Here is a 12,196-nt window from a genome sequence, read left to right as displayed (position 1 = left end):
GCACATATTCTTTGGCGGAGGCGGTGAGATTCGAACTCACGATACAGGTTTAAGCCCATATGCTTCCTTAGCAGGGAAGTGCCTTCGGCCACTCGGCCACGCCTCCACACTATTGCGACCATTTATCTCAATCACAATAGAGACCGAGATAATAGCCGCTAGCTTTCATTTGGTCAACCACTAGAACCAAACAAGGACTATTTTTTTACGCAGATTCCAAACCGAATGCTTTATGTAGCGAACGTACTGCTAATTCCATGTATTTCTCGTCGATCAAAACTGAGATCTTAATCTCTGACGTAGAGATCATCTGAATATTGATGCTCTCTTCCGACAAAGTGCGGAACATTTGCGAAGCAATGCCAACGTGGCTACGCATACCCACGCCAACGACGGACACTTTAGACACTTTAGGGTCACCAATGATGCTGCCTGCGCCGATGTGAGCTTTAACGCTCGCTTCTAATACCGACATGGCCTTGGCGTATTCGCCACGCGGCACGGTGAAAGTGAAGTCAGTTTTGCCGTCAACCGATTGATTCTGAATAATCATATCAACTTCAATATTTGCATCCGCAATCGGGCCAAGAATTTGATAGGCAATACCTGGCTTGTCCGGCACACCGAAAACGGTAATTTTTGCTTCATCACGATTAAACGCGATACCGGTGATGGTTGCTTGTTCCATGTTGGTGTCTTCCTCAAACGAAATCAGGGTGCCGGAATTCATTTCTTCTTCCAGCGAAATTAATGGGTCTGTCAATGAAGACAAAACGCGGGTTGGCATGCGGTAGTTACCAGCAAATTCGACAGAGCGAATTTGTAGCACTTTAGAACCGAGCGATGCCATTTCTAACATTTCTTCAAACGTGACTGTATTCAGACGGCGGGCATCCGACACCACGCGCGGATCTGTTGTGTAGACACCATCTACGTCGGTGTAAATCAGGCACTCTTGCGCTTTGAGGGCCGCGGCAACTGCAACGGCAGAGGTATCAGAGCCGCCGCGTCCCAGCGTTGTAATATCGCCTTTTTCGTCCACACCTTGGAAACCAGTGATGATGACGATTTTGCCTGAGTCCAGATCGGCGCGTACCTTCGTGTCGTCGATCGATGCAATACGTGCTTTGGTATGTGCAGAGTCAGTTTTAATCGCGACTTGCCAGCCTGCATAAGATACTGCTTGCTTGCCGATGGCTTGCAGCGCCATTGCAAGCAGACCGACAGAAACCTGTTCTCCGGTAGAGGCAATCATGTCGAGTTCGCGTGGATCAGGTTGATCCATAATTTCTTTAGCGAGGCCGATAATGCGATTGGTCTCACCAGACATGGCTGACGGCACCACCACAATCTGGTGGCCTGCGTCATGCCATTTGGCGACGCGCTTGGCGACGTTCTTGATGCGTTCTGTCGAACCCATCGACGTACCGCCGTATTTGTGGACGATTAGAGCCATAGATAAAAACCTAAAGGGTGAAAAATGCGGAAAAACAACCCTTTACTCTACATGCTGCTACGCAAAATAACAAGCCTGACTTGCCTATTTTTTAAGCAGATGAGGCGATGCTATCTGGCGTGACGCAGGTTGCGATATCGAAATTTGATCAGAGTGTTTACAAAACCATCAAGCTGGCTGAAATTAATCTCGGCATCTGATGTAAAGACAGAATTAATTTAACTCTTCAATAATTAATAATATAGGGAGTATATGAATTCATCTTGGTCTGCTCCAATATTTTATTGGGGAAATATTAAAAATAACCACATACACTTACCCAGTATATTAACTAAACCAAGTTAAATAATTAAACTGATTCAATCAAAAACCACGATCGATACAAATTACTTTTTCGCATATCGATATAAATAAAAGATTGCAAAATCAGTGTCGAAGATCATCAGCCATCGCGACGTCAGGTCATTTTTTGCGGTATGCAGAGAACAATTTGCGCCAGCCCTCATGACCTAAGTCGCGCATCGTTTGAATATTTTTTTCATAAATCGCGTCTGCATCAGGAAAAGCCTCAACAGCTTTGTCGATGCTTTCTTCTCGCAATAAGTGCAGCGTTGGGTAAGGCGAGCGATTGGTAAAATTTTCAATATCATCAGATTCCGTATCGGCAAATTGGTAATCTGGATGGAAGCTGGCGATTTGGACGATACCCTCGAGATTCAGTTCATGCAGCGCAGCGTCGGCCACATCCAAAAAATCGTTGTAATCCAAAAAATCCGTCAAAACGTAGGGATGGATCAACAAGCTAGTCTCGATTTTCTCGGGATTGGCTTCTGCCAAAACCTCTAATTCGCGGATCAACTCTACTAATAATTCTTCAGGCGTATGTGCCTCGCTTACCGTAAAGCGAATTTGCTGCTTGACCTGCACTGCTTTGGCGAACGGGCATAAATTCAGTCCGATCACTGCCTTCTCTAACCAACGCTCGGTGTTGGCAATGACGTCCGTAGTACTAATAAATTGTTCAGGCATGGCATTATCTGAAATAAAAGAAGGCTCAAGAATAGCATGCAATTATTTCATGGCGCATTGCACCATAAAGATAAAACGAACTACTTAAGAGCCTTGCTGGGTTTTGATCAGCGAATGACGGCTATCGAAGCAATGCAGAGATGCCGGATATCAATCCTGCTTGTTATTTTTAACGACACTGAACTAAGTAATGATCCGTTAAAATATACTCCTAGTATGTATATATTAATCGCCCAAATAATCATTGAACATCAAGGGCTTTATCAAAGAATTTATGGGGAGTATATTTTTATATGATCTAAAATAAAAAAACGACCCGTATTACTTGAGGGCCGTTTTTTGATAACTTACTAGCTACTTTTTACCGATCAATTTTTTAACGAAGAACTAAACTCTTGCCGAAAATAACTTAAATCTCTTCATATAAAGGCAAAGTTAAAAATTCTGCAAAAGAATCTGAAGTAGACATCTCTTCAAAAATCGTCGCAGCGCGGTCATAGCTTGCGCCGGAGCCGACCAGGTCCTTCACTTTTGCCAGTTCTTCGGGAATCATCGCGCGCACCATATCAGCGGTGATTTTTGTACCATCTTCGAACACACCTTTGCTGGATCGTATCCATTGCCAAACCTGTGAACGGCTAATTTCTGCGGTGGCGGCGTCTTCCATCAAGTTGTGGATCGGCACGCAACCGTTGCCTGCCAGCCATGCGCCGAGATAATGAATACCGACGTTGATGTTGTACCGCAAACCCGCTTCGGTGATTGGTGTTTCTGGTTGGAAGTTGAGCAAGTCTTTGGCAGTAACTTCAACATCTGGACGCTGTTTAGAAATTTGATTTGGAGCGTCGCCTAATACTTTTTTGAACTCGGTCATCGCCAGTTCAACCAAACCTGGATGAGCAACCCAGCCGCCGTCGTAACCATCCGTTGCATCACGCGCTTTATCAACCCGCACACCACCCATGGCAATATCGTTTTTTGCCGGATCATTTTTTATCGGAATCAACGCGGCCATGCCACCGATTGCCGGTGCATTGCGCTTGTGGCAGGTCTTCAACAACAGCAATGCATAAGAACGCATAAACGGAGCTGTCATGGTGACTTTGGCTCGGTCCGCGAGGCAGAAATTTTTATCGTTCTTGAATTTTTTAATGCAAGAAAAAATATAGTCCCAGCGACCTGCGTTTAAACCAGCACTGTGTTCACGCAGCTCGTACAAAATCTCATCCATCTCAAATGCAGCGACGATGGTTTCGATCAATACGGTTGCTTTGATCGTGCCTTGTGGCAAACCGATCTCATTTTGTGCCATAACAAAAATATCGTTCCACAAACGCGCTTCTAAATGGGACTCTAATTTTGGCAAATAAAAGTAAGGACCAGCGCCGCGAGCTAATTGTTCTTTGGCGTTATGGAACAAAAACAAGGCGAAATCAAAAATACCGCCGGAGATGCGTTTGCCATCAACCAACACATGTTTTTCGTCCAAGTGCCAGCCGCGGGCGCGCACTACCAGGTTCGCAATCGTATCGTTGAGTTTGTAGCTTTTGCCATTTTGCTCCAAGCTGATCGTGCGGCGCACGGCGTCGCGCATATTGATCTGGCCGCTGATCTGGTTGTCCCAGTTTGGCGTGTTGGAATCTTCAAAATCCGTCATGTAACTGTCGGCACCGGAATTCAGTGCGTTGATCACCATCTTGCGCTCTACTGGTCCGGTAATTTCAACCCGGCGGCATTCCAGAGCCTTAGGGATAGGAGCGATCTTCCAGTCACCTTCGCGGATGTGTTTGGTTTCTGGCAAAAAATCTGGCAATTCACCGGCATCTAGGCGCAGCGCACGTGCGGCGCGTGCGGCCAGTAATTCTTGGCGACGCGGCTCAAATGCACGGCTCAGTTTAGCGACTAGCTCCAGGGCTTCCAAGGTCAAGATTTGCTCAAAGCCTGGTTTGATTTCACCCTTGATTTCCATACCGGTTGGCAATTTGATTTGTGTCATGCGTTTCTCCGTTGATTAAAGTAAAAGTCGAGATCTGGATACAAAGTATATTCAGCAAAAACCTGAATAAACAAGATGTTTTATCATTTTATCTTTGCGTTTTAGTTAAAGATAAATGACAAAACCCTCAAACATCATTTATATTTGTCATATATGGCTACGCACCGGTGCTTGGCAATGACTCATTTTTAATGGCGATCACATGGACCAATTCAAACAAATCTCTACATTTGCAGAAGTCGCAACTCGCGGTAGCCTGTCCGCTGCGGCGCGGGCAGAGGGTGTCGCACCAGCGATGATAGGCCGCCGGTTGGATGCATTAGAAGAGCGCCTGAGCGTCAAATTATTGCAAAGAACCACCCGTAAAATCGCATTGACCAATGAGGGTGCTGCATTTTTAGAGGATTGCCAGCGGATATTAGCAGAGCTGGAGGAAGCCGAGACATCGGTATCCGAACGCAGTGCACGAGCCAGCGGACAACTGACGATCTCTGCGCCGGCAGGATTTGGCCGGCAGCATGTCGCACCGCTGGTACCTTCTTTTTTAAGCGAACATAGAGATGTTAAGCTGACCCTCAGCCTGAATGACCGGGTGGTAGATTTGATCGGCGAAGGTGTTGATGTCGCCATACGTATCGCATCCTTAACAGACTCCAATTTGATCGGGGTTAAATTGGCCGACAATAAACGGGTAGTTGTCGCCTCTCCCGCCTACATCAAACGCTTTGGTGCGCCCATGTCTTTGGATGAATTAAGCCATCATAACTGCCTTGCTTTTAATAATGATGGTAGCCAGCGTGGATGGACGTTTCGGCAAAACGGAAAAAATGTCGTGCTTAAAGTCGATGGCAATATGGTTTGTAATGATGGCGAGGTCTTGCATGACTGGGCACTCGCAGGCAAAGGCCTGGCTTGGCGCTCAATGTGGGAAGTCGGTACAGAAATTGAGTCCGGCAAATTGCTTACCGTGCTCGATGATTTCACTGCACCGGGCAATGATATCTACGCGATTTTTGCGCAACGCCGTCATTTACCGCTGCGGATACGCGCCTTCGTTGATTTCTTACGTCATGCGTACAGCAAACCAAACTATTGGCATAAGACCTGACAATAAAATAGACTCGACATTACAAAAGACCACAATGCTGCGAATATTTAACAAGGCGAAAAAAATCCCCGACATGTCGAGGATTTTTACTTAACGACTTTAACAAGTCACATTCAGCGTTCTAATCAGAGATTAGATGCCTTGAATGTTAGAAGCTTGCTTGCCTTTTGGGCCAGTTGTTACGTCGAAAGAAACGCGTTGGTTTTCTTTCAAAGATTTGAAGCCGGAGGATACGATCGCTGAGAAATGAGCGAACAAATCTTCGCCGCCTTCGTCTGGAGTAATGAAACCAAAACCTTTAGAATCATTGAACCATTTTACAATACCTGTTGCCATTACAATTTCCTATTTCAGTTAATGTGGGCGAATGCCCGGTAAATCGTTTCAACCAAGAAGAAATGACAGACTGATACTGCACTACGACCTAGAATCTCAACGATTATTTGATTATACCTACAAATTTTAGACAAAGTAAAATAAATTGATGGCAGCAACACAAAAAATGCTTTTATACACAATAAGTACAGCGCTCCAACGTTGGATGCTTAAATTGCTTGTAATCCAAAACTAATACTAAGGGAAAGTAAAAGTCGTTAGACTATGCCGACGACTCAAAGCAAATCTGCATGCTTTCTTCCTGCTACCAATCCTCGATCAGAACAAACCCATAATGTCATCAAGCTCAAGCCCCAACCATTCCGAACACTTCAATTCAGCAAAGATTTTAAAGAAGAGCTTTCCCGTTACATTAGCGGCTGGATTATTTTTTTGCTGCGATGTCGCGATGGCAACACCAGTTTTACGTTGTGAGGTCACTTATGCAGGTAGCACCCAAATAGTGGAGACAAAGCCGGTAAGTGATCCTTACGCCGTGGAGTCAGTTGATATCGGCGGTCGCTTTTTGTTTAAAGCAGTGATGGTCGGAGCGAAGCTTCCGAATGCCAAACTGATTGATTACATTAAGTTGTATGTATACTTCCAAGGGCGCCACTATGATGTGCCTATTCACCAGGCGACCTATTTACCGCCATTTAGCTATTCTGACTCACCTACCCCGCTAACACCGCTGAACAGTCTGTATGCGGGTGAAGTAGAACGCGAATTGCAGTATCACTGCACATTGCAAGGAGCAAAGCCATGATGCGTAGCGTTCATATTTTTTTCGCTATAGTTGTTGGTTTAGCGTTTTGTATTCCATGCTGGGCTAAGGATAAAAGTCCAGAAGACGGGCTGGTCAGTATCTTATTTGCAGGTGACATTGTTCTCGACGGTAAACCGGGGAAAATGATTGAAGATGGGCGCGATCCGTTTGCAGATTTTGCCCCCATTCTAGCGAATGCGGATATACGCATTGGCAATCTTGAATGCGTAGTCGCCACTGTTGGCAACCCAGTCGATAAAAATTTCAACTTCAGGGCACATCCACGTAGTCTTGCTGTCTTAAAACGTCACTTTGATGCCGTCGGCATTGCGAATAATCACTCTGGCGATTTTGGCAGGGAGGCATTTAGCGAAATGCTGGGGCTGCTTGATCAGCAGAAGATACCGCATTTTGGTGGTGGCCAAAATTTGCACGAAGCACATACGCCATTAATTATAGAACGCAAAGGATTACGTATCGCTTTCCTCGCTTATAACGAATTTATGCCACGTAGTTTTGAAGCGGATGCCAAAGCTGCCGGGATCGCCTGGAGCGAGGATGAACAAGTTGCGGATGATATACGCAAAGCACGATCTGTTTACAAGGCTGATCTGGTCATCCCATTTATGCATTGGGGTTGGGAAAACGAATCTCTCGCAGATGATCGTCAGCGCAAGCTGGCTCATATCATGATTAAAGCCGGTGCGGATGCCGTAATCGGTGGACACCCACATGTAATACAAGACGTGGAACATTACCAAGGCAAGCCTATCATTTATAGCATAGGAAATTTTATGATTGATGCGCTAGACAACGAGGCGCAAACAAAAGGTTGGGTAGTGCGACTGCATGTCAATCGTCAAGGTGTACAGGCTTGGGATACGCGATTAGCAAAAATTGATGACGATGGAATACCGCATCCGGTTGCCAATGCGCAAACCTCATGCTGGAACCGGACGGACAACAAAGTAACTCCATGCGCTTATGATGCCGGACAAAAATAACAGGCCAAGCAGTAGGTCGCTGTAGCAACCTGCAAACAGTGTAATTACATTTGATAATTACAGTGTGCCGTTGGCCAGACTATCTGGCTGACGGCATTCATAGCCAACTAACTATCTGTATGACCTGCAACCGAAACTGCATACGTCACATTCAGCACATCCAGTACAAGATCAGATCTTGCCTGCGCCACGCAGGGCAAAATCGCACCATCTGATTTCTCATCAAACGACAATCCAGGCCATTCAATACGATAGTCAACGCTACCACTCAGCATATGGCAAAGGCAGGCACGGCAAGTACCATTTCGACATGAACTAGGGAAGCTGATACCAGCAAATTGTGCGGCCTCTAATACACTCATCGACGATCTTATCGGAAAGACCAAATCTTGCTTTAGCAGATGTACCTGAAAACCTTGTTCTGTATCACTCATTCTCCACCTGTTAAATCCTGAAAGATGCTTATTTACCTGATGACTCCTTGTCTTATCCAGCAATCTTGACTAGATTAAAAGCTCGGGTAATATTTTCATCAATCGCTATCAGATCACTAGCAATTGTTTCCAAAGGAGCAAAAAAAATGATTAGTTCACCATCCTATATGCAATCTGAAGACAGCTTACCCTACAACGAGCGCAGAGGAACCAGAGCCCCATTTTTTACCCTGATAGAAATTGATCCGCGCGATGTGATTGATGGTGTCATGTTAGAGCAAGGTTATTTGTCTGACGATGCACAATCATCCGGCACCATGCGCGAAGTTTGCCCTCATTGCAACGGCGTAGCATTACAACTGATACTACGCTTTCGTCACGTCAAACGCGCCCATTTGTTTTGTGACTGCTGCACCCGATGCTACGACGCGCTATACCCCGACGGCAGTTCTGCCTTGGTATTAGGTGCGGTATCCCTGGTATAAATGAATGTCTGAATGACGAAGAAATTTTCTAAATAAGATGTCCAATAATAATGCGGCTTCTGGCACGATATTGACTGGAAAGCCGCATTATTATTGGACATTCTTTTTTGAACTTTAAAAAAACTAAACGGCAAGCATTACAGCACTTTTTGCAAGCGCATTGCCACACTCATATCGCCAGTGACTTTGAGCTTGCCAGACATAAAGCCATTTACAGGATTTAATTCTCCGGTCAGCATAGCACTCAGACTTTCTAAAGCGAGTGTCACAGTGCAAGTTGCATCCAGGTTATCGTTGCTGACCTTATTCGGCACGGTAACTGCCTCAACAAATACAACACCATCGTTACCGCAATCAAATTTCAATAAGGCATTTAAGCCGCTATCATCACCTACTTTTGCACGAATCGCATCGGTACATGCTTGTAAATCCATTGAAAATCTCCTAGAAAAAATTGAAAATTAAAACCTTGCGCAATTTACCATGATAGAGAACAAAATGATCAACAAAATGGCCAGCAAAACGACCGAAGAAATGGCAGAAGAAAAAAATGGTGTCATCATCCCCTGCCTACGTTACCGCGATGCGGTCGTAGCAATTGAATGGCTTTGTGAAGTTATTGGATTGAGCAAACATCTGGTAGTCCAACAAGATGACGGCCGTATCGCCCACGCTCAGCTCACGCTGGGACGCAGCATGATCATGCTGGGTTCGGCGAATAAGGACATCAATGATAACAACGCCTACGGCCAATTGATAAAGCAACCGGATGAGCTAGGCGGTGCGCAAACGCAATCAACTTATATCGTAGTCCGCGACGCAGATGCAATCTATGCCAAAGCGATCAAAGCTGGAGCACGTATTGCCATCGATATTAAAGATGAAGAATACGGTGGCAGAGGCTTTAGCTTCTTCGATCTGGAAGGACACTTGTGGAATATCGGGACTTATGACCCATGGCAGTAGGTGACATAAATAATCATACAAGGTCAATATAGTGATTAAGATTTTTATTTGTCAGCACACCATCACTCAAATTTAACTACCGCAGCACACAAGTCAGCATCCAAAAATAATCGTTCCGGCGTATGCGGATATCTTTAGCAAATGAAGCAAATTTTTTGCGCATAAAACTATCTGTTGGAAAATTTTTCACGATATCTACACGAGTGCCATCTTCTTGCATGCGCTGTTGGTAAGTGTTGCCCTCGCTATCGGTGCGGGCAATTGGCAGACTGCTGCCTTCGACATGATTATTGTCGATCAATACCAAAACACAATCTTGTCCGACTTTAGCGCGTAGCTTTTTCAAAAAATCAGCCTGCTCTTCTTTTTTTACATGCGACCACCAAAAGCCCGCAAAGCAAGCGCTGTAGTCACCCTGAGGTAAATCAAAGGCATCAGCAATCGCAAATTTGACTTTGCCTTCGGGCAGATTTTTAGTTTGCGCAATATCCAGCATGATCTGATTGATATCCGTTGCCAAGACTGATTGCGCGCTGGCTGCAAAACGCTCGGTCCAATAACCGGTGCCGCAAGCGACCTCTAATACTGTGTGATTCTCTAGTACTACACTGACCCGTTCGGCCAATTCTTGCAGATCGTTCTGACGCTCTGGTTTGGCGTAAATGGTGTCGTAATTCTTCGCTCTTTGTGCGTAATAGTCGCGCATGTTTTTCTTTCAATTGAATAGGGTATTAATTAATTCTACAAATCCTGCGCCGTATTCTTGCTCGGTAATATAAGCAGGATGCGCGTCAAACCGATCTACATATTTACGCACATTAGCAACGCCGACCGCATGCGGGTAATGTGCAAACATACTGGCATCGTTGGCAGAGTCGCCAATAAATACATACTGTTGCCTTGCCAGTTCATCACTGACGCCAAATACATCCTGCAATACCCGCTGGCTCATGCTTTGTTTAGAAAACGGTGCCACCGATGCGTGCGCATGGATGTTGCTGGTGGTTGCGTGCAAACCGTGTGAGCGTATCAGAGCAACGACCTGATTCAACTCATCCAACGCTATTGGTGAAATACATTCGCCAATATCAAACGCTAAATCGCCCACCCGTTGCGGGGCGTCTTCTGCCACCTGCACTTTGGGGAAATGTGCTGTCATTGTTACCGCAAACGCCTGCAATTGTTGTCTGTGTTGAAGTCGCGTGGCGGCATCAGCATAGAACATCGATTGTTGTCGTCCATGCTGATCTAGCCAAAAAGCACTAGCACCATTTTCCGCAATCACGGCATCAAAACTACACAAGCGCAATAAAGGTAAAGTCCAGTACGTTGGCCGACCTGTTACCGCAATCACCTTTAAACCTGCTTGTCTGGTGCTTTGCATCGCGTCCAAAGCTTCTAAAGTCAGTTTACCGTGTGTCGTGAAGGTATCGTCAATATCGGTGAGAATACCTTTGATCTGCGTGCGCTCATGCTGCGGCCAGTTAGCTAAAGGCTGCAAGCGCGACGTCAACGGGTCACTCATAAATCGTAGGTATCTTTACCGCCCTGCATCACCTGATCAATCAACTTGCGGTTTAAAGTGGGGGTCATCAGTTCGATAAAGGTATAGATATAACTTCGTAAATATGCACCCTGCTTGACCGCCACACGCGACACATTCATTCCGAATAAATGTCCAACCGGGATCGCGCGCAAATCTTTATCACGCTCTGTATCAAACGCCATACCCGCAATAATACCGACGCCCATCCCCAGCTCTACATAGGTTTTGATGACATCGGCATCAATCGCCTCCAGCAAAATATCAGGTTTTAAACTGCGTATTTCAAAAGCATGATCAATCTTGCTACGGCCTGCAAACGCACTGTCGTAGGTGATCAGCGGGAAATGAGCGATCTCTTCCAGCGTAATGTTTTTTGTCTTGAGCAAAGGATGATCAGGTGGTACCACTACCATATGCTCCCATTGATAACAAGGGAAGGAGATCAAGCCGTCAATCCCGGCAATTGCCTCGGTCGCAATCGCCAAATCTGCCTGATCTCGCATCACCATCTCTGCGATCTGTTTTGGATTACCCTGCAATAGCGAGAGTCTGACTTTAGGATATTTTTGCATAAACGCCTGCACTACTTTTGGCAAGGCATAGCGTGCTTGCGTATGCGTTGTTGCAATCGTAAAACTCCCCGTATCTTGGGCGGCATATTCTTTACCGATGCGTTTTAGACCATCAATCTCTTGCATAATCAGCTCAACTGACTTCAATACCTCACGGCCAGGCTCGGTCAAACCACGGATGCGCTTGCCGTGACGAGTAAAGATATCGACGCCTAACTCTTCTTCTAATTCGATGATCGCTTTGGAAACACCAGGTTGTGAAGTAAACAGCGCTTTGGCGGCTTCGGTCAGATTAAAATTTTGCCGGACAGCTTCGCGAACAAAGCGCAGTTGGTGTAAGTTCATGAATATACCTTGGTATTTCGGATCATATTTTTTGCGCAAAAAACGGCAAAAAAATCGGGAGATTTGCTACAAAACGTCTGCTAAACGGGTGAATTGGCAGTTAAATGACATTTT

Annotated in this window: 15 protein-coding genes and 1 tRNA gene; 6 read left to right on the top strand and 10 right to left on the bottom strand. The window is 45.5% G+C overall.

Going from position 1 to position 12,196, the window contains the following annotated elements; genetic code table 11:
• Nucleotides 1-12: 12 nt before the first annotated feature.
• The 3 genes from RGU72_RS04115 to RGU72_RS04105 all read right to left on the bottom strand — a co-directional run bounded on the left by RGU72_RS04115 (nt 13) and on the right by RGU72_RS04105 (nt 2,485).
• Nucleotides 13-106 (bottom strand) — tRNA-Ser (locus tag RGU72_RS04115).
• A gap of 99 nt (nt 107-205) precedes the next feature.
• The gene (locus RGU72_RS04110; protein WP_322118512.1) at nt 206-1,456 is read right to left on the bottom strand and encodes an aspartate kinase; all 1,251 of its coding nucleotides are present in this window, start codon (nt 1,454-1,456) and stop codon (nt 206-208) included.
• Between the two features lie 462 nt (nt 1,457-1,918).
• A complete protein-coding gene (locus RGU72_RS04105) occupies nt 1,919-2,485 on the bottom strand; it encodes a DUF1415 domain-containing protein (protein WP_322118511.1) in 567 nt (188 codons plus the stop codon).
• 36 nt (nt 2,486-2,521) lie between these two features.
• Between RGU72_RS04105 and RGU72_RS04100 the strand changes: the two genes are divergently transcribed.
• Nucleotides 2,522-2,782, top strand: a complete 261-nt coding sequence (locus RGU72_RS04100) for a hypothetical protein (RefSeq protein ID WP_322118510.1) — start codon at nt 2,522-2,524, stop codon at nt 2,780-2,782.
• Nucleotides 2,783-2,894: 112 nt separating this feature from the next.
• Here RGU72_RS04100 and aceB read toward each other — a convergent pair whose 3' ends face one another.
• Complete coding sequence (gene aceB, locus RGU72_RS04095) at nt 2,895-4,481, bottom strand: malate synthase A (protein WP_322118509.1); 1,587 nt, start codon at nt 4,479-4,481, stop codon at nt 2,895-2,897.
• Nucleotides 4,482-4,683: 202 nt separating this feature from the next.
• On the opposite strand from aceB, the gene RGU72_RS04090 reads away from it, so the two are divergent.
• Nucleotides 4,684-5,589: a LysR family transcriptional regulator gene (locus RGU72_RS04090; RefSeq protein ID WP_322118508.1), complete on the top strand. Its 906-nt coding sequence runs from the start codon at nt 4,684-4,686 to the stop codon at nt 5,587-5,589.
• Between the two features lie 132 nt (nt 5,590-5,721).
• Here the strand turns inward: RGU72_RS04090 and RGU72_RS04085 are convergent, their stop codons facing one another.
• A complete protein-coding gene (locus RGU72_RS04085) occupies nt 5,722-5,925 on the bottom strand; it encodes a cold-shock protein (protein WP_322118507.1) in 204 nt (67 codons plus the stop codon).
• 334 nt (nt 5,926-6,259) lie between these two features.
• On the opposite strand from RGU72_RS04085, the gene RGU72_RS04080 reads away from it, so the two are divergent.
• The gene (locus RGU72_RS04080) at nt 6,260-6,730 is read left to right on the top strand and encodes a hypothetical protein (protein ID WP_322118506.1); all 471 of its coding nucleotides are present in this window, start codon (nt 6,260-6,262) and stop codon (nt 6,728-6,730) included.
• A complete protein-coding gene (locus RGU72_RS04075; protein WP_322118505.1) occupies nt 6,727-7,734 on the top strand; it encodes a CapA family protein in 1,008 nt (335 codons plus the stop codon). Before RGU72_RS04080 ends, RGU72_RS04075 begins: the two co-directional genes overlap by 4 nt.
• Before the next feature lie 107 nt (nt 7,735-7,841).
• On the opposite strand, the gene RGU72_RS04070 is transcribed toward RGU72_RS04075, so the two are convergent.
• Complete coding sequence (locus RGU72_RS04070; RefSeq protein WP_322118504.1) at nt 7,842-8,168, bottom strand: 2Fe-2S iron-sulfur cluster-binding protein; 327 nt, start codon at nt 8,166-8,168, stop codon at nt 7,842-7,844.
• 146 nt (nt 8,169-8,314) lie between these two features.
• Here RGU72_RS04070 and RGU72_RS04065 point away from each other — a divergent pair, with 146 nt between their 5' ends.
• A complete protein-coding gene (locus RGU72_RS04065) occupies nt 8,315-8,653 on the top strand; it encodes a hypothetical protein (protein WP_322118503.1) in 339 nt (112 codons plus the stop codon).
• Nucleotides 8,654-8,790: 137 nt separating this feature from the next.
• Here the strand turns inward: RGU72_RS04065 and RGU72_RS04060 are convergent, their stop codons facing one another.
• Nucleotides 8,791-9,087, bottom strand: coding sequence for an SCP2 sterol-binding domain-containing protein (locus RGU72_RS04060; RefSeq protein ID WP_322118502.1), 297 nt, complete (start codon nt 9,085-9,087; stop codon nt 8,791-8,793).
• A 64-nt stretch (nt 9,088-9,151) separates the two neighbouring features.
• On the opposite strand from RGU72_RS04060, the gene RGU72_RS04055 reads away from it, so the two are divergent.
• Nucleotides 9,152-9,619, top strand: coding sequence for a VOC family protein (locus RGU72_RS04055; RefSeq protein ID WP_322118501.1), 468 nt, complete (start codon nt 9,152-9,154; stop codon nt 9,617-9,619).
• A gap of 76 nt (nt 9,620-9,695) precedes the next feature.
• On the opposite strand, the gene RGU72_RS04050 is transcribed toward RGU72_RS04055, so the two are convergent.
• Genes RGU72_RS04050 through RGU72_RS04040 form a run of 3 tightly spaced genes read right to left on the bottom strand, consistent with a single transcriptional unit; the run spans nt 9,696 to nt 12,082 of the window.
• A complete protein-coding gene (locus tag RGU72_RS04050; RefSeq protein WP_322118500.1) occupies nt 9,696-10,325 on the bottom strand; it encodes a class I SAM-dependent methyltransferase in 630 nt (209 codons plus the stop codon).
• Nucleotides 10,326-10,334: 9 nt separating this feature from the next.
• Entirely contained in the window at nt 10,335-11,144 is an 810-nt protein-coding gene (locus tag RGU72_RS04045; RefSeq protein ID WP_322118499.1) for an HAD family hydrolase, read from the bottom strand.
• Entirely contained in the window at nt 11,141-12,082 is a 942-nt protein-coding gene (locus RGU72_RS04040) for a CysB family HTH-type transcriptional regulator (RefSeq protein ID WP_322118498.1), read from the bottom strand. Before RGU72_RS04040 ends, RGU72_RS04045 begins: the two co-directional genes overlap by 4 nt.
• Nucleotides 12,083-12,196 lie beyond the last annotated feature (114 nt).

This window comes from Undibacterium sp. 5I1, assembly GCF_034314085.1.
Classification (GTDB): domain Bacteria; phylum Pseudomonadota; class Gammaproteobacteria; order Burkholderiales; family Burkholderiaceae_D; genus Undibacterium.
The sequence above is the reverse complement of the archived record's forward strand: the minus strand, read 5'-3'. Positions and strand labels throughout refer to the sequence as shown.

Excerpts from the sequence above, each read along its gene's own strand:
- RGU72_RS04045 (WP_322118499.1), bottom strand. The coding sequence starts at position 11,144 with ATGAGTGACCCGTTGACGTCGCGCTTGCAGCCTTTAGCTAACTGGCCG.
- RGU72_RS04110 (WP_322118512.1), bottom strand. The coding sequence starts at position 1,456 with ATGGCTCTAATCGTCCACAAATACGGCGGTACGTCGATGGGTTCGACA.
- RGU72_RS04090 (WP_322118508.1), top strand. The coding sequence starts at position 4,684 with ATGGACCAATTCAAACAAATCTCTACATTTGCAGAAGTCGCAACTCGC.
- RGU72_RS04060 (WP_322118502.1), bottom strand. The coding sequence starts at position 9,087 with ATGGATTTACAAGCATGTACCGATGCGATTCGTGCAAAAGTAGGTGAT.
- aceB (WP_322118509.1), bottom strand. The coding sequence starts at position 4,481 with ATGACACAAATCAAATTGCCAACCGGTATGGAAATCAAGGGTGAAATC.
- RGU72_RS04085 (WP_322118507.1), bottom strand. The coding sequence starts at position 5,925 with ATGGCAACAGGTATTGTAAAATGGTTCAATGATTCTAAAGGTTTTGGT.
- RGU72_RS04050 (WP_322118500.1), bottom strand. The coding sequence starts at position 10,325 with ATGCGCGACTATTACGCACAAAGAGCGAAGAATTACGACACCATTTAC.
- RGU72_RS04100 (WP_322118510.1), top strand. The coding sequence starts at position 2,522 with ATGCAATTATTTCATGGCGCATTGCACCATAAAGATAAAACGAACTAC.
- RGU72_RS04080 (WP_322118506.1), top strand. The coding sequence starts at position 6,260 with ATGTCATCAAGCTCAAGCCCCAACCATTCCGAACACTTCAATTCAGCA.
- RGU72_RS04040 (WP_322118498.1), bottom strand. The coding sequence starts at position 12,082 with ATGAACTTACACCAACTGCGCTTTGTTCGCGAAGCTGTCCGGCAAAAT.
- RGU72_RS04070 (WP_322118504.1), bottom strand. The coding sequence starts at position 8,168 with ATGAGTGATACAGAACAAGGTTTTCAGGTACATCTGCTAAAGCAAGAT.
- RGU72_RS04065 (WP_322118503.1), top strand. The coding sequence starts at position 8,315 with ATGATTAGTTCACCATCCTATATGCAATCTGAAGACAGCTTACCCTAC.
- RGU72_RS04075 (WP_322118505.1), top strand. The coding sequence starts at position 6,727 with ATGATGCGTAGCGTTCATATTTTTTTCGCTATAGTTGTTGGTTTAGCG.
- RGU72_RS04105 (WP_322118511.1), bottom strand. The coding sequence starts at position 2,485 with ATGCCTGAACAATTTATTAGTACTACGGACGTCATTGCCAACACCGAG.
- RGU72_RS04055 (WP_322118501.1), top strand. The coding sequence starts at position 9,152 with ATGATCAACAAAATGGCCAGCAAAACGACCGAAGAAATGGCAGAAGAA.